The sequence below is a fragment of the Pseudomonas putida genome (assembly GCF_001941965.1).
Classification (GTDB): domain Bacteria; phylum Pseudomonadota; class Gammaproteobacteria; order Pseudomonadales; family Pseudomonadaceae; genus Aquipseudomonas; species Aquipseudomonas putida_L.
The window spans coordinates 1-19,924 of record NZ_MKZO01000013.1 but is presented as its reverse complement, the minus strand read 5'-3'; the positions used below and the strand labels follow the sequence as shown (position 1 = coordinate 19,924).

At 63.8% G+C, this 19,924-nt stretch carries 20 protein-coding genes and 1 pseudogene; 9 read left to right on the top strand and 12 right to left on the bottom strand.

The genetic code is table 11. From position 1 onward, the window contains the following. From sutA to glnK, 3 genes are all read right to left on the bottom strand, one after another. Complete coding sequence (gene sutA, locus PSEMO_RS09445) at nt 1-324, bottom strand: transcriptional regulator SutA (protein ID WP_075802804.1); 324 nt, start codon at nt 322-324, stop codon at nt 1-3. Between the two features lie 445 nt (nt 325-769). Then, nucleotides 770-2,107: an ammonium transporter gene (locus PSEMO_RS09440; RefSeq protein ID WP_075802803.1), complete on the bottom strand. Its 1,338-nt coding sequence runs from the start codon at nt 2,105-2,107 to the stop codon at nt 770-772. Between the two features lie 40 nt (nt 2,108-2,147). Next, nucleotides 2,148-2,486, bottom strand: a complete 339-nt coding sequence (glnK, locus tag PSEMO_RS09435; RefSeq protein WP_002555808.1) for a P-II family nitrogen regulator — start codon at nt 2,484-2,486, stop codon at nt 2,148-2,150. Nucleotides 2,487-2,899: 413 nt separating this feature from the next. On the opposite strand from glnK, the gene PSEMO_RS09430 reads away from it, so the two are divergent. The 3 genes from PSEMO_RS09430 (at nt 2,900) to dmeF (ending at nt 4,514) form a co-directional block, all read left to right on the top strand. After that, nucleotides 2,900-3,163 (top strand): accessory factor UbiK family protein, encoded by a 264-nt coding sequence (locus tag PSEMO_RS09430; protein WP_075802802.1) that lies wholly within the window; start codon nt 2,900-2,902, stop codon nt 3,161-3,163. Nucleotides 3,164-3,320: 157 nt separating this feature from the next. After that, entirely contained in the window at nt 3,321-3,596 is a 276-nt protein-coding gene (locus PSEMO_RS09425; RefSeq protein ID WP_075802801.1) for a metal/formaldehyde-sensitive transcriptional repressor, read from the top strand. Nucleotides 3,597-3,605: 9 nt separating this feature from the next. After that, a complete protein-coding gene (gene dmeF / locus PSEMO_RS09420) occupies nt 3,606-4,514 on the top strand; it encodes a CDF family Co(II)/Ni(II) efflux transporter DmeF (protein ID WP_075802800.1) in 909 nt (302 codons plus the stop codon). Nucleotides 4,515-4,809: 295 nt separating this feature from the next. Here the strand turns inward: dmeF and PSEMO_RS09415 are convergent, their stop codons facing one another. Then, the gene (locus PSEMO_RS09415; RefSeq protein WP_075802799.1) at nt 4,810-5,079 is read right to left on the bottom strand and encodes a hypothetical protein; all 270 of its coding nucleotides are present in this window, start codon (nt 5,077-5,079) and stop codon (nt 4,810-4,812) included. Between the two features lie 224 nt (nt 5,080-5,303). On the opposite strand from PSEMO_RS09415, the gene PSEMO_RS09410 reads away from it, so the two are divergent. Continuing rightward, nucleotides 5,304-6,800 (top strand): YifB family Mg chelatase-like AAA ATPase, encoded by a 1,497-nt coding sequence (locus PSEMO_RS09410; RefSeq protein ID WP_075802798.1) that lies wholly within the window; start codon nt 5,304-5,306, stop codon nt 6,798-6,800. Nucleotides 6,801-6,809: 9 nt separating this feature from the next. Here the strand turns inward: PSEMO_RS09410 and vapC are convergent, their stop codons facing one another. From vapC to PSEMO_RS09395, 3 genes are all read right to left on the bottom strand, one after another. Then, nucleotides 6,810-7,223 carry a type II toxin-antitoxin system tRNA(fMet)-specific endonuclease VapC gene (gene vapC / locus PSEMO_RS09405; RefSeq protein ID WP_075802797.1) on the bottom strand — a complete coding sequence of 138 codons (414 nt, stop codon included), beginning with the start codon at nt 7,221-7,223 and terminating at the stop codon, nt 6,810-6,812. Beyond that, nucleotides 7,223-7,453 carry a type II toxin-antitoxin system VapB family antitoxin gene (vapB, locus tag PSEMO_RS09400; protein WP_075802796.1) on the bottom strand — a complete coding sequence of 77 codons (231 nt, stop codon included), beginning with the start codon at nt 7,451-7,453 and terminating at the stop codon, nt 7,223-7,225. Before vapB ends, vapC begins: the two co-directional genes overlap by 1 nt. A gap of 78 nt (nt 7,454-7,531) precedes the next feature. Continuing rightward, nucleotides 7,532-7,849, bottom strand: a complete 318-nt coding sequence (locus tag PSEMO_RS09395) for a DUF6124 family protein (protein ID WP_075802795.1) — start codon at nt 7,847-7,849, stop codon at nt 7,532-7,534. A gap of 455 nt (nt 7,850-8,304) precedes the next feature. Between PSEMO_RS09395 and PSEMO_RS09390 the strand changes: the two genes are divergently transcribed. After that, nucleotides 8,305-9,723 carry a mechanosensitive ion channel family protein gene (locus PSEMO_RS09390; RefSeq protein ID WP_075802794.1) on the top strand — a complete coding sequence of 473 codons (1,419 nt, stop codon included), beginning with the start codon at nt 8,305-8,307 and terminating at the stop codon, nt 9,721-9,723. Between the two features lie 157 nt (nt 9,724-9,880). Here PSEMO_RS09390 and amaA read toward each other — a convergent pair whose 3' ends face one another. Both amaA and amaB read right to left on the bottom strand, forming a co-directional pair. Further along, nucleotides 9,881-11,170 carry an L-pipecolate oxidase gene (gene amaA / locus PSEMO_RS09385; protein WP_075802793.1) on the bottom strand — a complete coding sequence of 430 codons (1,290 nt, stop codon included), beginning with the start codon at nt 11,168-11,170 and terminating at the stop codon, nt 9,881-9,883. 118 nt (nt 11,171-11,288) lie between these two features. Further along, nucleotides 11,289-12,779 carry an L-piperidine-6-carboxylate dehydrogenase gene (gene amaB / locus PSEMO_RS09380; RefSeq protein WP_075802792.1) on the bottom strand — a complete coding sequence of 497 codons (1,491 nt, stop codon included), beginning with the start codon at nt 12,777-12,779 and terminating at the stop codon, nt 11,289-11,291. 131 nt (nt 12,780-12,910) lie between these two features. Between amaB and PSEMO_RS09375 the strand changes: the two genes are divergently transcribed. Together PSEMO_RS09375 and hglS are read left to right on the top strand one after the other, a co-directional pair. Further along, nucleotides 12,911-13,810: a LysR family transcriptional regulator gene (locus PSEMO_RS09375; protein WP_075802791.1), complete on the top strand. Its 900-nt coding sequence runs from the start codon at nt 12,911-12,913 to the stop codon at nt 13,808-13,810. A gap of 97 nt (nt 13,811-13,907) precedes the next feature. Then, nucleotides 13,908-15,284 (top strand): 2-oxoadipate dioxygenase/decarboxylase HglS, encoded by a 1,377-nt coding sequence (hglS, locus tag PSEMO_RS09370; protein WP_075802790.1) that lies wholly within the window; start codon nt 13,908-13,910, stop codon nt 15,282-15,284. 113 nt (nt 15,285-15,397) lie between these two features. Here hglS and PSEMO_RS34205 read toward each other — a convergent pair whose 3' ends face one another. The 3 genes and pseudogenes from PSEMO_RS34205 to PSEMO_RS09360 form a co-directional block, all read right to left on the bottom strand. Beyond that, on the bottom strand, nt 15,398-16,129 hold the full coding sequence (locus PSEMO_RS34205; protein WP_372239107.1) for a methyl-accepting chemotaxis protein: 732 nt from the start codon (nt 16,127-16,129) through the stop codon (nt 15,398-15,400). 135 nt (nt 16,130-16,264) lie between these two features. Next, nucleotides 16,265-17,380, bottom strand: a pseudogene (locus tag PSEMO_RS34200) (Cache 3/Cache 2 fusion domain-containing protein); the annotation flags it as partial. Between the two features lie 151 nt (nt 17,381-17,531). Next, nucleotides 17,532-18,476 (bottom strand): LysR substrate-binding domain-containing protein, encoded by a 945-nt coding sequence (locus PSEMO_RS09360; RefSeq protein WP_075802788.1) that lies wholly within the window; start codon nt 18,474-18,476, stop codon nt 17,532-17,534. A 29-nt stretch (nt 18,477-18,505) separates the two neighbouring features. Here PSEMO_RS09360 and PSEMO_RS33775 point away from each other — a divergent pair, with 29 nt between their 5' ends. Beyond that, nucleotides 18,506-18,631, top strand: a complete 126-nt coding sequence (locus tag PSEMO_RS33775; RefSeq protein WP_256721066.1) for a hypothetical protein — start codon at nt 18,506-18,508, stop codon at nt 18,629-18,631. Then, nucleotides 18,609-19,924: NorM family multidrug efflux MATE transporter (locus PSEMO_RS09355; RefSeq protein ID WP_256721065.1), on the top strand; the 1,316-nt coding region annotated here is incomplete at its 3' end. The genes PSEMO_RS33775 and PSEMO_RS09355, both read left to right, overlap by 23 nt.

Sequence of the window (19,924 nt, the reverse complement as noted above, 5' to 3'; positions counted from 1 at the left end):
TCAGATAGGACGGCTGCCGTATTTGTTGTCGGGCTTCTTGGGCGGATCGGCAACCACGTTGGCTTCCACTTCCTGCACCTTGCCACCACGGGCCAGGAAATCTTCCATGGCCTTGGCGAGCGCATCGCGCTCCTTCTGCTTGGCTTCCATGCTCGGCATCTCGTCTACCGAGACCGCTGCCTTGGATTTGCCCTTGGCCGCAGGGGCCGGGCTGTCGTCGCCAGCGTCTTCGGCACCGTCGTCCGCCGCCGCTTCGAGGCCTTCATCGCCCTCGTCTTCGTCGCCTACTTCGAGGTCGTCATTTTCCAGATCGTCGTCGCTCATGTTCTACCTCATGACTTGCGAAAAGCAGATTAGTTATAGACCAGTTGCCGTAGAGGTTTACGACTGCTGGAGAAAGATACGGACAGCGCCCGCCGCTCTCGCTGGCGAACGCCGTGCAGGCCCTTCAGAGCCTGACCAAATAAAGAGCTGCCGGTTCAAAGCCCCGGTTTCGTCCCCGCCGAGCGGCTCGCTCACCAGCAAGCCTAGCAAAGGGCCATGAAGTGTGTGAACAGGCCATCATCACTCCACGGCGCGCATTCTAGCGTGCCGGATGAAAAAGCAAAGTGCCTAAAACGCGCCAGGGACTGTAAGTTTTCCGCCGACAATCCGAGCGTCATTCCATCAGGAATGAACCTGCCGCGAAAAACCGTTTGCGCGCCGCCACCGAGGCAAATTCGAGGCGAAAAAATGCCCGGCAAGCCGGGCAAGTTTTTTTCGCGGCGGGTTACAGGTTGTAGCCGCGCTCGTTGTGTTGAGCCAGGTCGAGGCCGACCGACTCTTCTTCTTCGTTGACACGCAGGCCCATCACCACATCCAGCACTTTCAGGATCACGTAGGTGACGATGCCGGTGTAGATCACGGTGAAGCCGACGCCCTTGGCCTGGATCCAGACTTGCGCGGCGATGTCGGTCACGGTGCCGAAGCCACCCAGGGCCGGTGCAGCGAACACACCGGTGAGGATCGCGCCGACGATACCGCCGACACCGTGCACGCCGAAGGCGTCCAGGGAGTCGTCATAACCCAGTTTGCGTTTCAGGCTGGTGGCGCAGAAGAAGCAGACCACGCCGGACACCAGGCCGATCACCAGGCCGCCCATCGGGCCAGCGGTGCCGGCAGCCGGAGTGATGGCAACCAGACCGGCAACCACACCCGAAGCGATGCCCAGGGCGCTTGGTTTGCCGTGGGTGATCCACTCGGCGAACATCCAGCCCAGCGCGGCGGCGGCAGTGGCGACCTGGGTCACCAGCATGGCCATGCCGGCGGTGCCGTTGGCGGCAGCGGCGGAGCCTGCGTTGAAGCCGAACCAGCCGATCCACAGCATGGCGGCGCCCATCAGGGTGTAGCCAAGGTTGTGCGGCGCCATCGGAGTGGTCGGGAAGCCTTTACGCTTGCCGAGCACGATGCAGGCTACCAGGCCGGCGATACCGGCGTTGATGTGCACCACGGTGCCGCCAGCGAAGTCGAGCACGCCCCAGTCCCACATCAGGCCGCCGTTGCCGGACCAGACCATGTGCGCGATCGGTGCATAGACCAGGGTGAACCAGATGGCCATGAACACCAGCATCGCGGAGAACTTCATGCGCTCGGCGAAGGCACCGACGATCAGCGCCGGGGTGATGATGGCGAAGGTCATCTGGAAGACCACGAAGACCGCTTCAGGGAAGGCCGCCGTCAGGCTTTCCGGAGTCACGCCGGCGAGGAATGCCTTGGACAGGCCGCCGACGAAGGAATTGAAGTTGGTGACGCCCTGCTCCATACCGGTGGTATCGAAGGCCAGGCTGTAACCGAAGATGACCCACAGCACGCTGATCAGGCCGGTGATGGCAAAGCACTGCATCATCACCGACAGCACGTTCTTCGAACGCACCATGCCGCCGTAGAACAGGGCAAGGCCGGGGATGGTCATGAACAGAACAAGGGCAGTGGCAGTCAGCATCCAGGCGGTGTCGCCGGAATTGAGCGCGGGAGCCGCAGTGGCCGCAGCGGATTCCTCGGCCAGCGCGACGGCTGGCATTACGAGGGACAATAGGGCTCCTAGCCCTGCGAATTTACGCAGAGTCATGTTGTATTCTCCTGGGGCGTTGGGTTTGGGGCGGCTTTTGTTAGATCGCGTCGGTATCGGTTTCGCCGGTACGGATGCGGATAGCCTGTTCCAGATTCACCACGAAAATCTTGCCGTCACCGATCTTGCCGGTGTTGGCGGCCTTGGTGATGGCCTCGATGACCCGATCCAGATCCTTGTCGTCGATGGCGACGTCGATCTTGACCTTGGGCAGGAAGTCGACCACGTACTCCGCGCCGCGATACAGCTCGGTGTGACCCTTCTGCCGACCGAAGCCTTTGACTTCAGTGACAGTGATGCCCTGCACGCCGATTTCGGACAGCGACTCGCGCACATCGTCCAGTTTGAACGGCTTGATGATGGCAGTGACTAGCTTCATGAAACTCTCTCCCGAATAGGTGGACTTGCCCCAGGAAAACAAACCCGACTCAAGTCTAAGCGCAGTGCCTGGGCTTTGTAACGTTTCCTCAGCCTTTAATCCGTGAGGCTGACTGGCGAAACCAGCACCAGACAAAACTTCGTGTCTTCGCTCCGCCTGAGCACTGCCTCGTCCTGGGACTGCATCAGTGCATGGGTCACGATGGTCTTAGCAGAAACAATGCCATGTCCGGGAAAGCGCCGGATTACAACGGCTTGCACGCAATAGGCGGTCTTGGCCAGTCGCCAGTAGGCAAAACGGCGCACTACAACGGTGCGCGCCTGTGTCGCGGGATGTTCAAAAAGTGTGCAACGGAAGGCGGTGAAAGGCCCGTGCTACACTGCCGGCCCTCTTTCCGAAACAGGAGCGCCCCCATGCTTGCGCCCAAAGCCTTTCTCGATGCCCTGAGCGACCAGGCCTCGCGCCTGTTCAGCAACGACCCCGGACAACCGCGCAGCGAGCTGGAAAGCCAGTTCAAGGCGCTGCTGCAAAGTGGCTTCAGCAAGCTCGACCTGGTCAGCCGTGAAGAATTCGACAGCCAGATGGTCGTCCTGGCCCGCACCCGTGCTCGTCTTGAAGCACTGGAAGCCAAGGTCGAAGAGCTCGAAGCCCGCCTGAACCCCATCGCCAGCGAGTGATGCCTCCCGGTTGCCGACCAGCGCGCCTGCGCTGGTCCTGCGGCCAACTCCTCTCCCCTTCCTGATCCCGTCCCCGGCCTTCGCTCGCCTGTCGCTTGCATAGGGGGTGGGGGTATGCCATTCTCCGGCCCATTCGATAGGTAGGGGGGGTATACCCGTGTCGCACACCCATGTGAAAAAGGACGCGCTGCTCAAGCGCGTGAAGCGCATCGCCGGTCAATTGCAGGCGGTGGAAAAGGCCCTGGAAGAAGGCGCCGACTGCGGCAAGACCCTGCACCTGGTCGCCGCTACCCGCGGTGCCATGAACGGGTTACTGGAAGAGATCATCGAGGACCATGCCCGCGAGCACGTCGCCAATCCCGAGTTGAGCGATGAAGAGCGGGCACAGGGCATGGAAGAACTACTCGAAGCCATCCGGCGCTACTCCAAGTGAGGGATCACCATGAACCAGCACGCGCACGATCATCAGTTCCTCGGCTCCGCCCATGACCAGAACGCCCGCCGTACCTTATGGGTGGTGATTCTCACGCTGGTGATGATGGTGGCCGAGATCGCCGCCGGTTATATCACCGGATCCATGGCCTTGCTGGCCGATGGTTTCCATATGGCGACCCATGCCGGTGCACTGGGTATCGCGGCGGCGGCCTATGCCTATGCGCGGCGGCATGCGGGGAGTTCGCGGTACAGCTTCGGCACGGGCAAGGTGGGGGACCTGGGTGGGTTCGCTTCGGCGCTGATCCTCGGCATCGTTGCCTTGAGTGTGGGTGTCGAGTCGACGATTCGGCTGTTCCAGCCGGGTGACGTGCAGTTCGACATGGCGATCTTCATTGCCGTGATCGGGTTGGTGGTGAATATCGTCAGTGCGCTGCTGCTGGGGCATGGGCACGGTCATGACCACCATCATCATGAGCATGGGCACGAGCATCCTCATCACCACGACCACAACCTGCGTTCGGCGTACCTGCATGTGATTGCCGATGCGCTGACCTCAGTGCTGGCGATTGCTGCGCTGCTGGCCGGGCGGTTCCTGGGCTGGGTGTGGCTGGATCCGGTGATGGGGATTGTCGGTGCGCTGGTGATTGCGCGCTGGTCGTGGAGTTTGATGAAGGTTACGGCGGGGGTGCTGTTGGACCAGACGGACGAGCATGTCGCCGAGGAGATTCGCGAGCTGGTGGAGAAGCCCGGGGATGCGCGGATTACTGATCTGCATGTCTGGCGGGTGGGGCCGGAGGCGCATGCGGCGATTGTCAGTGTGGTGGGGAAGGCCGGGGTGGATCTGGCGAGTATTCGGCAGCGGTTGGTGCCGGTGCATGAGGTGCGGCATTTGACGGTTGAGGTGCAGGTGGGGTGAGGGCGGTGTCGGGAATTGCATCGTATAGAAGGCATTTTGCGGCAAAGGCCGGGAAATGACTCCTATACGATGCATTTTCAGGCTGCACAACATCCATTGATGTAGCGCGAACCCTGTGGGAGCGGGTTTACCCGCGATTGCGATGGTGAATTCACTACCGCAATCGCGGCGGTTCGGCGCTCCGATGAACCCGCTCCCACAGGGTTCAAGTCGTGCTTTAGAACTGTTCTTTACGCGATACCGCAGCCGGAAAGGCTGGGGCCCCACAGGACCTGAGTAAGTCTCGACCCCGTGCTCAGAACAACCTGAGACTGAAAGCATCGCCGGAGGTGCTTGAGGATGCCCTCCGAATAGCCTCGTACTGGGCCCTGGTTAACGGGCCGTCGTCTGGCTCGTACTTCGGCAGCCAACGATTCGCAAGCTCCCGTAAAGCCCGATGCACCAGCTCATCGCGGCTCATCCCGGTTATCGCCATCAACCTCTCGAAAGTCGCAACATCCAATGTTGAAGGCGTATCTTGCTGTGGCATACGAAGCAGCAGGCAATGGTTTTCTTCATCAGGCATGGACAGCACCTTGATCGACAGATGAGGGAGGGCTGATGAGATCCTAGTAAAACCGAGTCAGCGTTCTACTCATCAAGATTTCAAACCATTTCCTGAAAGCCCCTTCTCGCTGGTCTCTATTTCCCCCGTAACAAGCCGAAGCACTCTCCTTAATTCACCCTCCGAACCCACCACTATCCTTGCAAAACCGCACGACGCGGCCCCGCATCGATCATGGAGTGTTCATGTCCCTCGCCATCGTCCACAGCCGCGCCCAGGTGGGGGTGCTGGCGCCGCCCGTTCTTATCGAAGCCCATCTCGCCAACGGTCTGCCGACCCTGACCCTGGTCGGGTTGCCCGAGGCCACGGTCAAGGAAAGCAAGGACCGGGTGCGCAGTGCGATCGTCAATTCGCGGCTGGAGTTTCCCCAGCGGCGGATCACCCTCAACCTCGCGCCTGCGGATCTGCCTAAGGACGGCGGGCGTTTCGATCTGGCGATTGCGCTGGGTTTGTTGGCAGCCAATGGGCAGTTCACCCAGGCAGCGCTGGACAAGGTGGAGTGTCTCGGCGAGCTGGCGTTGTCCGGGGCGGTGCGGCCGGTGCAAGGTGTGCTGCCCGCCGCGCTCGCCGCCAGGGATGCGGGGCGGGCGTTGGTGGTGCCGAAGGCGAATGCCGAGGAGGCCTGTATGGCCTCGGGGCTGGAGGTGTATGCGGCGGACAATCTGCTGGAGCTGGTCGGGCATTTCAGCGGGCAGCAGCCGTTGATGCCGTATCAGCCCAATGGGTTGTTGCTCAATCCCCGGCCTTATCCGGATCTGAGCGAGGTGCAGGGGCAGTTGGCGGCGAAGCGGGCGCTGCTGGTGGCTGCGGCGGGGGCGCATAACCTGTTGTTCAGCGGGCCGCCGGGGACTGGAAAAACTTTGCTCGCCAGTCGCCTGCCCGGCTTGTTGCCGCCGCTGGATGAACGCGAGGCACTGGAAGTTGCGGCGATCCAGTCGGTAGCGAGCCCGAAGCCGCTGGATTGCTGGCCGCAAAGACCGTTCAGACATCCCCATCATTCGGCCTCCGGACCTGCCTTGGTCGGTGGCGGGTCACGTCCGACACCCGGCGAAATCACCTTGGCCCACCACGGCGTCCTGTTTCTCGATGAACTACCCGAGTTCGAACGTCGCGTGCTGGAGGTGCTCCGCGAGCCACTGGAATCAGGGGAGATTGTGGTCGCCCGGGCCCGGGACCGCGTGCGGTTTCCAGCACGCTTCCAGCTCGTTGCAGCAATGAACCCCTGCCCCTGTGGATATCTCGGCGACCCGACCGGCCGCTGCCGCTGCAGCAGCGAACTGGTGCAGCGCTATCGCAACAAGCTATCCGGCCCGTTACTGGACCGGATCGACCTGCATCTCACCGTCGCCCGTGAAGCCACGGCACTCTCCCCCACCAGCGAAGACGGCCCCGACAGCGCCACCGTCGCCCGCCAGGTCGCCATCACCCGTGAGCGCCAGCAGCAGCGCCAAGGCTGTGCCAATGCCTTCCTCGACCTGCCCGGTTTGCGCCGACATTGCAGGTTATCCACAGAGGACGAGAAATGGCTGGAACATGCCTGCGAGCGCCTGACCCTGTCGCTGCGGGCGGCGCATCGCTTGCTCAAGGTGGCGCGGACGTTGGCGGATCTGGAAGAGGTCGAGGATATCCGGCGGGAGCATCTGGCGGAGGCGTTGCAGTATCGGCCGGCGGGGCAAGAGTAAGCAGAGCAATCAGACCGTGGAAGGCGGAACCCAGTCCTCAACCCTCAAGCCCGGCACGCGGTCGAATTCGCGGCGATTGTTGGATACGACGATCAGACCTTGGGAGCGGGCATGTCCGGCAATCATCTGATCATAAGGGCCAATCGGATTGCCAAGCCGAGCAAGCTCTGCGCGCAACTGCCCAGTGTGGGCAGCTGCTTCATGGTCGTATTTGAGCACCTCCAGACGAGCCGCAAATCCTTCGACGTCAGCAAGATTGCGCTCGGGATTCGCGGACTTCTCGGCTCCATATACCAACTCCATCAAGGTCACGGTGCTTATGCACATCTGTCCATGATGGCGCTTGAAGATTTCCCGAACCTCAGAGGGACGGTTCTTGATAGTGAAGATGCAGATGTTGGTATCGAGCATGAACTTGAGCATCAAAACGCCTCCCGCTCCTGGTCTTCGGGTTGCTCACGTTCTGCCATGAAATCTGCGGTGACGCCCTCGCTCTCAAACCAACTATCCCAGGATTCGCCAGCCGGCGTGATGATCCTGGTACGTCCGAGGGCTACAACATCGACGCGCTTCACATCCTCTGGAAGAGCGACAGCCTTGGGCAGCCTTATGGCTTGGCTGCGATTACTCTGAAAAACTGCACCTTGTTCCATAGATCACCTCAAGGGATATATAAAGCGTATATCCCATAGTAGACGCCATTTGGGATATGTCAACGGGATATGTCACCACTACTCCCCACCGCCTCTGCCACTGCAAACAAGCCCCGCCAACACCGAGTCCACCAACGCCTTGGCCATTTCCGCTTGCTGGGCGATACCAATCACCAGGGCATGATCGTTGGCAGTGAGGTGCGAAGCGGCATCGCAAGCAGACGCGCGCAAGCAATTGAGCAACAGACAGGCGTGGACCAGCGCATCTTCAGCACAGAGTTCCTCACTGACGTTGAACATGCACTTGCCATTGAAATCGTGGGGGCCAAAAGATATGCCGCGGGTTTTGAAACGGGAAAAGTCGAAGGGCGGTGGATCGGGGACGGGCTTCTTCATAGCGCAACTCCTATTGCAGTTGAGCTGACACCGATACGCTGCGAAACGGAGGGTGGCAGCTGTACGTGGGTTCGCAGACCGGGCAATAGGAACCGGCGCACCCGAAGGTGCCCCACGCACAGCCGCCATTGAAGAGACGCCTCTCAAAAGAGGGCGAAACTGATGACAAGCTGCGTCTATTGCTTCGAGCTGCGACACCCGATCACTGCAACATGAAGGTCTGAGCCTGGGTTCGCAACAGAGCAACAGGCCGCGCAGTATGATTCAGAAGCGTCTGACAGAAAACGGCTACAGACCATTGTGAAATCTGTTGTTTCGAATGACATTTGAGATCGCATCGCTGGCAAGCCAGCTCCCACAGGGACTGCATGCACCGTACCTGTGGGAGCTGGCTTGCCAGCGATGAGGCCATCAGCCACACCACACCCACCCAAGGCCCAACTCCCGAGAACCCCATGCCCTACCCCCTCCTGCTCGGCGCCTTCCTCCTCCTCCTCGACCTGCTCCTCTGGCGCGCCATCCCCGTGGAACGCCGCAACTGGCGCACCGCCGCCCGGGTCGTGGCCTTCCTGCTGTTCACCGGCGTGCTCCTGAGCGCCGGCATCAGCCCGCTGCAACCCCCGCCCTGGCCCGAAGACCTGGCCCGCAACCTGATCGCCACGGTGCTGGAAATCACCTGGTGGCTGTTCGCCGCGCGCACGCTGACGGTGGTCATCGGCCTGCTCCTGATCGCCCGCAGCGGCCACACCGGCCGCTTGCTCCAGGACGTCCTCGGCGCCCTGATCTTCCTGGTCGCCATCGTCGCCGCAGCCGCCTACGTGATGCAGCTGCCGGTCAAAGGCCTGCTGGCGACCTCCGGGGTGATGGCCATCGTGATCGGCCTGGCCTTGCAAAGCACCCTGAGCGATGTGTTCTCCGGCATCGTCCTGAACACCACCCGCCCCTACCAGATCGATGACTGGATCAGCATCGACGGCACCGAGGGCAAGGTGATCGATATCGACTGGCGCGCCACCCGCCTGCTGACCGGCAACGGCAGCATGGCGGTGATCCCCAATTCGGTGGCGGCCAAGGCCAAGCTGCTCAATTTCAGCCGGCCCAACGATGTGCATGGGGTGTCCATCAGCGTGGTGGTGCCGGCCAGCGTGCGCCCGCGCAAGGTGCTCGATGCACTGGAGAAGACCCTGCAAGGCAGCAGCGCCCTGCTCGCCGTGCCCAAGCCCAAGGCGACGATCAAGACCTCGACCCTGGAGTCGGTGGAGTACGAGGCCAGCGGCTTCGTCGCGGCGATGGACCAGAAGACCAGCGTGCGCAACCAGATGTTCGATCTGGCCCACCGCCACCTGGTCGCCGCCGGGGTGATCTGGAACCCGGAAAACGATACCCGCCCCTGGAGCCGCCAGCGCAGCCTGCTGGAGGACGTGCGCATCTTCCGCGCCCTGAGCAGCGAGGAGAAGGACAGCCTGAGCCAGCGCATGATTGCCGTGGAGTACCCGGCCGACCAGGTGATCCTCGGGGTCGACGAGGCCTCCGATCATGTATTGGTGATCGGCACCGGCGTGGTGTCGGCGGCGGTCCACGATGGCGAGAAACTGCTGGAAGCCGGGCGCATGGGGCCGGGTGAGGTGCTCGGCGTCGAGGGTTTGCTGGACGACGCCATGTCAGCCGCGGAATTCCGCACCCTGACCAGTTGCCTGCTCTACCGCATCGACAAGGCCGAGGTGAAGCAGTGCCTGGAACAGCGCCATGAAGTGAAGGATGCCCTGGGCAAGCTCCAGAGCGTCCGCCAGCAGAACAGCCAGTCGCTGCTGCTGCAGAAACCCGCCGCGATCAAGAAAGGCGGCTTCCTGCACTGGCTGCAGCGCAAGCCTTAAAGGCATCGATATCTGAGCGACGCCGTGCTCGTAGGAGCGTGGCTTGCCCGCGAAGGACCGCGCAGCGGTCCCAAATTCTCATTGTTGCCACCATTTCTGGGAGCGCTTCGCACTCCTTCGCGGGCAAGCCACGCTCCTACCTGAACCGCGCCAGCCTTTAAAGAACGACCCGCAGGCATTGGCCTGCGTGATACAGCGAGAACCCGGTTTCATAGAAACCGGTGCGCAACCCGGGCACCGCCACCGGTTTCATCGGCGAGAACGGTATCGGCAGCGTCGCCGGGTCGTCCTGCATCAGGAACCGGGCAAACGCCTTGCCGATCACCGTGCCGGTGGTGTTGCCACGGCCGTTGTAGCCGGTGACAGCGACAATGCCCGGCGCCGGCTCGAACAGGCGCATGAGGTGGTCCGGGGTGAAGTCGATGCAGCCGGTCCAGTGCATTTCCCATTCGACCTTGCCCAGCTCCGGGAAGTAGTGCCCCGCGATGCGGTCGGCCCAGCTGCGGATGAACCATGAGGGCTTGTTGTCGACCCGGCCGAGGCTGCCCAGCAACAGGCGGCCCTGGTCGTCGCGGCGGATGCTGCTGAGCACGGTGCGGGTGTCCCAGGAGCCCTGACCGTGCTTGAGCACATTGTCGCCGGCGGTGCCGTGCAGCGGCACCGAGGCGACCTGGTAGTAGTAGCCGCGGAAGAAGTGCTTTTGCAGGTCGGTCCAGTCGCCTTCGGTGTAGGCGCCGGTGGAGATGACCACCTTTTCGGCATCGACCACCGCCTGTGCGGTCTTTACCCGCCAGCCCTTGTTGCCGTTGCGCTCCAGGCCCTGCACCGGGGAGCGCGGGTGAATGCGTCCGCCCAGGCGTTCGACGGCCTCAGCCAGGCCACGGGTGTAGGCCATGGGGTTGAGGGTGCCGGCGCGGCGGTCGAGCAGCGCGGCGGAGATCTGGCGGGTGCCGCAGTGGTCTTCGCAACGGGCGCCGGTGAGCAGTTCGACGTCGGCACCGCGGCGGGTCCATTGCTCGTGCCGGGCCTCGAGGTCGGCGACGCCAGTGGCGTTGTGCGCCATGTGCAGGGTGCCTTCGTTGTGCGCCTGGCAGTCGATGCCGAGGCGCTGGATCAGCGCGAAGACTTCCGCCGGGGCCTCGCCCAGGACCTTGTTCAGGCGGCTGCCCTGTTGCTGGCCGAGGGTGGCCTCGACATCGTCGGGGCGGATCCAGGTGCCGGCGTTGACCAGGCCGACGTTGCGGCCGGAGCCGCCGTGACCGATGTCGCGGGCTTCGAGGAGCACCACCGACTTGCCCTGTTCGAGCAGGTGCAGGGCGGCGGAAAGACCGGTGATGCCACCGCCGATGATGCAGACATCGGCGACGGCGTCAGTGGTGAGCGCCGAGGCGGGGGCCGGGGGCGGGGTGATGTGTTCCCACAAGCATTGTTGACGCAGGTCGACCATTGGTGGGCTCCCCGGAGCAGGTATTGATCTTGTTATTTCTGAACCTGGAAAAGCATCGTTGGCAAGCCAGCTCCCACAGGGACCGTGGCGGTCCTGCAGGAGTGTGCTTGCTTGCGAATCAGTCGAACACGATGCCCTGGGCCAGCGGCAACTCCCGCGAGTAGTTCACGGTATTGGTCTGCCGGCGCATATACGCCTTCCAGCTATCCGACCCGGACTCACGCCCGCCACCCGTTTCCTTCTCGCCCCCAAAGGCCCCGCCAATCTCCGCGCCACTGGTGCCGATATTGACGTTGGCGATCCCGCAGTCACTGCCCGCCGCACTCTGGAAACGCTCGGCCTCGCGCAGGTCGGTGGTGAAGATGCACGAGGACAGGCCTTGCGGCACTTCGTTGTTCAGGCGCAGCGCTTCGTCGAAATCATCGTAGGCCATCACATAGAGGATCGGCGCGAAGGTCTCGTGGCGCACCACCTCGGTCTGGCCAGGCATTTCGACGATGGCCGGAGCAACGTAATAGGCATCCGGATACTGGTCAGCCAACTGACGCTCGCCACCGAACACCTGGCCACCCTCGTCACGGGCACGGGCCAGCGCGTCCTGCATTGACAGGAACGACGCCTTGTCGATCAGCGGACCGACCAGGTTGCCCTCGCGCGGATCACCAATGCGCACCTTGCCGTAGGCGGATTTGACCCGCGCCACTACTTCATCCTTCACCGAGCGATGCACGATCACCCGACGCAAGGTGGTGCAACGCTGCCCGGCCGTACCGACGGCGCTGAACAGCACGGCACGCACGGCGAGATCGAGATCGGCGCTCGGGGCGAGGATCATGGCGTTGTTGCCGCCCAGTTCGAGGATGCTGCGACCGAAGCGCGCCGCCACACGCGGCCCGACTTCACGGCCCATGCGGGTGCTGCCGGTAGCGCTGACCAGCGGCACGCGCGGATCATCCACCAGCGCCTGGCCGGCATCACGATCGCCGATGATCACCTGGCTCAAGCCCGCAGGTGCCTCACCAAATTTCGCCAGGGCCTTTTCGAACAGCGCCTGGCAGGCCAGGGCCGTCAGCGGCGTTTTTTCGGAAGGTTTCCACACCACGGCATTGCCGCAGACCAGCGCCAGCGTGGTGTTCCACGCCCACACCGCGACCGGGAAGTTGAAGGCGCTGATCACGCCGACCACGCCCAGCGGATGCCAGCTTTCGCGCATATGGTGGCCAGGGCGTTCGGAAGCGATGGTCAGGCCGTAGAGTTGACGCGACAGGCCAACGGCGAAGTCGCAGATATCGATCATTTCCTGCACTTCACCCAGGCCTTCCTGGGTGATCTTGCCGGCTTCCACGGAAACCAGCTCACCCAGCTCCGCCTTGTATTCACGCAGCACTTCACCGAACAGGCGCACCAGCTCGCCGCGACGCGGCGCCGGCACGTTGCGCCAGGCTTCGAAGGCCTGCTGCGCCTGGGCGATCTTCGCGCCCACGGCCGCGGCCGGCTCCAGCTGCACCGAAGCGATCACGCTGCCGTCGATGGGGGTGTGAACGGGATGGTTGCCCTTGGTGTAGGCACTGGCCGGGACACCCAGGCGGTCAAGCAGTCCATCAACCATTTTGTTCTCCTGCAAGGCGGTGAAAGGTTGTAATCGTTGGTGGGGATCAGTATTAATCCGATCACTCTGGCGCAACAAACGACCTTTATTCCGCACATCATTCCGTCAGGTAATGATCCTGGAGCTCCGCAATGTCCAAACGCCTGGTGCCGTCGATGGCCGCCCTGCAATGCTTCGAAGCCGCCGCCCGGCACCTGAGCTTCACCCGCGCCGCCGAGGAACTGCACCTGACCCAGAGCGCTGTGAGCAAGCAGGTGGCGCAACTGGAGGAGATGCTCCGCCATCACCTGTTCCTGCGCATCCGCCGGCGCCTGCAACTCACCCCCGCCGGCGCGCTGTACCTGGCCGAGGTGAACAAGATCCTAACCCAGGTGGACATGTCCAGCCGCTACATCATGTCCTACGGCGAGCAGACCGAAGTACTCAAGGTCGCCACCCAGCCCAGCTTCGGCGTGCGCTGGCTGATCCCGCACCTGAAGGGCTTCGGCAAGCGTTATCCGAATATCCACCTGGATATCCGCAACGAGATGGAGCCGTTCTCCCTGCTGCAGGCCAAGGCCGATGTGGTGTTCTTCTATGGCCAGGGCACCTGGCCCGGGGCGACCTGCATCGAGCTGTTCGGCGAAGAGGTATTGCCGGTGTGTGCGCCTGACCTGCTGCAAGGGCGCAGCCTGAGCGACGCCAGCGAATTGTCCGACTTCGTCCTGCTGCAAAGCACGACGCGTCCGGAAGCCTGGCACGAATGGTTTCTCGAACAGGGCCTGCACTCGCCCAACAGCTATCACGGCCCGCGCTTCGACACCTTCCATATGTGCCTGAGTGCGGCCCAGGCCGGTTGCGGCGTGGCGCTGGTGCCTGGTTACCTGGCCGAGGCCGATATCGCCGAGGGCAAGCTGGTGGTGCCCTGGGCGCACCGCGTGCGCAGCAATGGCGCGCATTTCCTGGCGTTCTCCGAGCACGCTGCCGAAGTGCCCAAGGTGCGCTGCCTGGTGGACTGGATCGCCGAGCAGGTCGCCGCGGAAAAGTCCTGAATTTACGGAATGACTGCTCGACTTTTTTTCGCTTGAAGTCCGTCAGCATTCCTCGCTTTCATGTATGAGTACCCGACCACTCACCAGGAAGCCCGCGATGCCCGCAGAAGATTTCGTCAGCCCGGACCTTATCCGCGCGCGGTTCTCCGCCGCCATGTCGTTGATGTACAAGCAGGAAGTCCCGCTCTACGGCACGCTGCTGGCGCTGGTGAGCGAGGTCAACCGGCAGGTGATGGCGATGCGCCCGGAGGTGGCCGAGGCGCTGCGCTGGACCGGTGAGGTGGAACGCCTGGACCAGGAACGCCACGGCGCCATCCGCGTCGGCACGGCGGCGGAGCTGGCGACCATCGGTCGACTGTTCGCGGTGATGGGCATGCAGCCGGTGGGCTACTACGACCTGAGCTCCGCCGGGGTGCCGGTGCATTCCACGGCGTTTCGTCCGGTGCATGAACAGGCGCTGCATATCAGCCCGTTCCGGGTCTTCACCTCGCTGCTGCGCCTGGAGCTGATCGATGATCCGGACCTGCGCGAGCTGGCCCGGTCGATCCTGGACAAGCGCCAGATCTTCACGCCGCGCGCCTTGCAGTTGATCGAACAAAGCGAGCAGGAGGGCGGCCTGAACGACGCCGATGCCCAGGCGTTCGTCGACGAAGCCCTGCACACCTTCCGTTGGCACCATGAAGCCACGGTGACGGCGCAGGAGTACCAGCAACTGCACGACCAGCATCGTCTGATCGCCGATGTGGTGGCGTTCAAGGGCCCGCATATCAACCACCTGACCCCGCGCACCCTGGATATCGATGCGATCCAGCTAGGGATGCCGGCCCACGGGATTCCGCCAAAGGCAGTGATCGAGGGGCCGCCGACGCGGCGCCATCCGATCCTGTTGCGCCAGACCAGCTTCAAGGCGTTGCAGGAGTCGATTGCCTTCCGTGATACGCAGGGCAGCCATACGGCGCGCTTTGGCGAGATCGAACAGCGTGGTGCGGCGCTGACGCCGAAGGGGCGGCTGCTTTATGACCAACTGCTCGATGCCACCCGTGATGTGCTGGGCGGGGTGCCGGCAGAGAGCAATGCCGATCGCTACATGAGCCTGCTGGCCGAGACGTTCCGGGCGTTTCCGGATGATCTGCGGCAGATGCGCGAGCAGGGGCTGGCGTACTTCCGGTACTTCCCGACGGAGAAGGGGCTGGCGGCGAAAGAGCAGCCCGAGACGCTGGAAGGGCTGATCGAAGCGGGGCATGTCCACTTCGAGGCGCTGGTGTACGAGGATTTTCTGCCGGTCAGTGCGGCGGGGATTTTCCAGTCCAACCTGGGGGATGACGGTCAGGCGGAGTATGGCAGCAATGCCAATAGGGAGGCGTTCGAGCAGGCGTTGGGGATGGTGGTGCAGGATGAGTTGGCGTTGTATGCCGAGAGTGAAAAGCGCTCTATCGAGGCCTGCATCATAGCCCTGAACCGGCTTGAGCAATGAGGTTGTCAGGTCTGGCCTCATCGCTGGCAAGCCAGCTCCCACAGGTTCAGCGGTGCACGCGGTCCCTGTGGGAGCTGGCTTGCCAGCGATGAGGCCAGCATGAACTAACAGAATCAGTGGCGAACGCGGAAGCGGTCCACCTCCTCCCGCAACTGCCCTGCCAACCCCTCCAACTGACGCGCCGTAGTCGCCAGATCGTTCGCCACTTCCCGCTGATCATGGTTGGTCGTGGCAATGCTCTGCAGGTTGCTGCTGAGCACCGTCGCCGTCGCACTCTGCTCCTGGGTCGCGGTGGTGATCACCGCGAACTGCTCCCCGGCACTGCGGCTCTGCTCGTCGATGCGCGCCAGCGCCTCGGCGACCCGGGCGTTGCGCTCCAGCCCCTCGCGCATCAGGCGGTTACCTTGCTCCATGGTGCTGATGGCATGCCCGGTCTGCTGCTGCACGCTGTCGATCATCGAGGAGATTTCATCAGTGGCCTGGCGGGTACGCGCCGCCAGGTGCCGAACCTCGTCGGCGACCACGGCAAACCCACGCCCCTGCTCCCCGGCCCGCGCCGCTTCGATGGCGGCATTGAGCGCCAGCAGGTTGGTCTGCTCGGCAATTGAGGTGATGGTGCCGACGATGCCGCCGATGTCCTGGGAGCGGGCACCCAGAATGTCGATGACCTTGGCGGTGTCGCCCAAGGCTTCGGCAATCTGCTGCAGCGAGGTCGAGGCTTCGTCCATCGACGCCCGCCCGATCCGCGTCTGCTGGGCATTGTCCCGGGCCATGCGCTCGGTGCTGCCCATGCTGTCGGCGATATTCGCCGAGGTGGCGCTGAACTCTTCCACCGCGCCGGCCATGCTGGTGATCTCACCGGATTGCCGGTCCATGCCATCGCAGGCACCCGCCGAGAGATCGGCCAGGGCATGGGCACGCTGGCCGACTTGCTGCGACGCCTCGCGGATACGCACAACCATGTTCGCCAGCGCTTCGCCCATATGGTTGAAGCTGGCGGCCAACTGGCCGATCTCGTCCTGGCTGGTGACCTGCAGACGCACATCCAGGTCACCCGCGCCCAGCGCTTCGGCCTGATGCACCAGGTCGCTCAGCGGCCGCAGCTTGCGCCGCAACAGCCAGAGCGTGGCGCCCACCGCGAGCAGCATCGCCAGCAGGCTGCCAATCGCCAGGCGGGTGCCGACGCTCCAGGTCACCGCGCGGATTTCCGCTTCCGGCATGCTCGCCAGCACGGTCCAGGGGCCGCCGGCGAACGGCATGGCGACGCTGTAGAGATCTTCCACGCCGTCATTCCAGAAGCGCCCTTCACCCGGCTTGCCGACGAAGCCGGCCGCCTCGCTGGCGGCCTTTGCCAGGTCGGTCACGCCCGCCGGCGGCACCAGCCAGCGGCCTTGCTCGTCGAGCAGGGCCAGGGAGCCGGTCTGGCCGATGCGGAAGCGCTTGAGGTTGTCGAACTGGTTCTTCTGCGCGTCGGTGTAGTCGAAGCCGACGAAGAGAATGGCGATGACCTGCCCGCCAGCATCACGCACCGGGGTGTACTGGGTCATGTAGAAGCGGTCGAACAGCAAGGCGCGCCCGACGTAGGACTGGCCGCTCATGATCCGCCCGTAGGCCGGGCTCTGCCGGTCGAGCAAGGTGCCGATGGCGCGGCTGCCATCCTGCTTGGTCAGCGAGGTGCTGATGCGCACGAAGTCGTCGCCGCTGCGCACGAAGATCGTGGCGACGCCGGCGGTCATCTGACGGAATTCATCGACTTCGCTGAAATCGTTGTTCAGCGCCTGGCCGTCGAGGAACAACCCGGGAGCAGCGATGCCGGCCACGGGAATGGACGTTCCCGCCTGCACGGTCAAACCGCTGAAGCGCTTTTCGAACAACCCGGCGAGGCGCTGGGTGCTGTCCTTCAGGGAGTCGTGGAAAGTCCCGAGCTGGTCAGCCAGCAGCCGGGCTTCACTGGTCAGGTGCTCCTGGCGGGTGATCAGGTTGGCGTGGTCGAGGGAGCGCAGGGCGAACAGGGTACTGCCGGTGATGACAACGGCCAGCACGGCGGCAAGCGCAAGGCCAAGCTGCGAGGCAATCCGGGCGCGGGGTCGAGACATGAAAACTCCTGGCGAAGTAAGGCCGGGATCATCCTGATCGCGGGGGCACGATGGGCGGGTCGGACGGGCCTCATTCCGGGCCCTTGCCTGCTAATTCGGCTTGGCGCGGGATTACTTGAGCGCAGGGCGCGGTTATTTCACGCGCAAACGTTCATTCGCCGCTGTTGGTAGCATTTGCCCGCAGCATTTCCACATCTGGCAGCTGCATCGCCCGTGCCTCACCTTGCAGGAAGTCGCTGAGCCGACGCAGGCGCTCGCCACCGGGACGGGTGCGTGGCCAGACCAGATAGTAGTCCAGCCCGCTGGCCACCGCCGCCGGCCAGGGCAGACTCAGCCGGCCCTGGGCGACATCCTCGGCGACCATCAGCAAATCGCCCATGGACACGCCATAGCCCCGGGCGGCAGCGATCATGCCCAGCTCCAGGGTGTCGAACACCTGGCCGCCCTTGAGCGAGACGTCTTCGGTGAGGCCCATGCGTGCCAGCCAGGTGCGCCAGTCGCGCTTGTCCGGGGTCGGGTGGAGCAGTTCGCAGGCGGCGAGTTTTTCCACATCCCAGGGGCCGTCCTTGAGCAACTCCGGCGCGCCCACCGGCACCAGCCATTCGGAGAACAGGCAGCTCACCTCCCAGTCCGGCGGGAAGTGCCCGTCGCCCAGCAGTACGGCGCAGTCGAAGGGTTCCTGGTTGAAGTCGACATGGTCCACGTCCATCCAGGCGCTGGTCAGTTGTACCTCGTTGCCCGGCTGAAGATGGCGGAAGCGGCTGAGCCGCGCCAGCAGCCAGCGCATGGTCAGGGTCGAAGGCGCCTTCATGCGCAGCACGCCCTCTTCGCTGCGCAGGGTGCTGCAGGCCCGCTCCAGGGCGCCGAAGCCTTCGCGTACGCCGGGCAGCAGCAGGCGCGCCGCCTCGCTCAGTTGCAGGCTGCGACCGTTGCGGATGAACAGACGGCAGGCGAAATGCTCCTCGAGGGTGCGGATATGCCGGCTCACCGCGCTCTGGGTGATGTTCAACTCATCCGCGGCACGGGTGAACGAGCTGTGCCGCGCCGCCGCTTCGAAGGCGCGCAGGGCGTACAGCGGGGGAAGACGACTGGACATGAAGGACCTCCGTAAGGATGCATCTTCGCATGAGTTTTAATCATGCCAATGATCGCTTTTATCCTTTTGTGCGCAACCGCGCAAAGGTCGAGAATTGGCGGCTTGTCACTTCATTTTTCGAGGAATCCGACCATGCAGGCGGCGCCAACCCATGAACTCAAGGCACTGTTGCGGCTGGCGGGGCCGCTGATTGCCTCGCAGTTGGCGCATATGCTGATGCTGCTCACCGACACCCTGATGATGGCCAGGATCAGCCCCGAGGCCCTGGCCGGCGGCGGCCTGGGTGCGGCGAGCTATTCGTTCGTGTCGATCTTCTGCCTCGGGGTGATCGCCGCGGTCGGTACCCTGGTCGCCATCCGTCATGGCGCCGGCGACACCGAAGGCGCCACCCGCCTGACCCAGGCCGGGCTGTGGCTGGGCTGGGTCATGGCGGTGGTGGCGGCGCTGGTGCTGTGGAACCTCGGGCCGGTATTGCTGCTGCTCGGGCAGACACCCGGCAACGTCGAGAATGCCGGGCACTTCCTGCTGTTGCTGCCCTTCGCCCTGCCCGGCTACCTGACCTTCATGGCCCTGCGCGGTTTTACCAGTGCGCTGGGGCGCTCGTCGCCGGTGATGGTCATCAGCCTGGTGGGGACGGTGGTCAACTTCCTGCTCAATTACGCGCTGATCGAGGGCATGTTCGGCCTGCCGAAGCTGGGGCTGGTGGGTATCGGCCTGGTGACGGCGGTCGTCGCCAACTGCATGGCGGTGGCCCTGGCGTTGTATATCCGTCAGCACCCGGCCTATGCGCCCTACCCGATCCGCAGGAACCTGTCGCGGCCATCGATGCCGGCGCTGCGCGAGTTGTGGCGCCTGGGCCTGCCGATTGGCGGGACCTACACCGTGGAAGTCGGCCTGTTCGCCTTCGCCGCGCTGTGCATGGGGACCATGGGCAGTACCGAACTGGGCGCGCACCAGATCGCCCTGCAGATCGTCTCGACGGCGTTCATGATCCCGGCGGGGTTGTCCTATGCGGTGACCATGCGCGTCGGCCTGCACTACGGCGCCGACCGGCTGCTGGCGGCGCGGCATGCCGGGCGGGTCGGGATCGGCTTTGGCGCGGCGGTGATGCTTGGGTTCTCGGTGCTGTTCTGGCTGAAACCGGAAGCGCTGGTGGGGTTGTTCCTCGACCTGGAGGATCCGGCGTTTGCCGGGGTGGTGAAGCTGGCGGTGAGCCTGTTGATGGTGGCGGCGTGGTTCGAGCTGTTCGACGGGATCCAGACGGTGGCCATGGGCTCGATTCGCGGGCTGAAGGATGCCAAGACCACCTTCCTGGTGGGGCTGTGCTGTTACTGGCTGATCGGGGCGCTGGCTGGCGGCCCGGTGTGGTCAGGACCACCGCGTTACGGTCGCGGGCGAACAGGCTGTCCACCGACTCCCAGGTCGGCGCCGTCAGCAATACCGCAGTG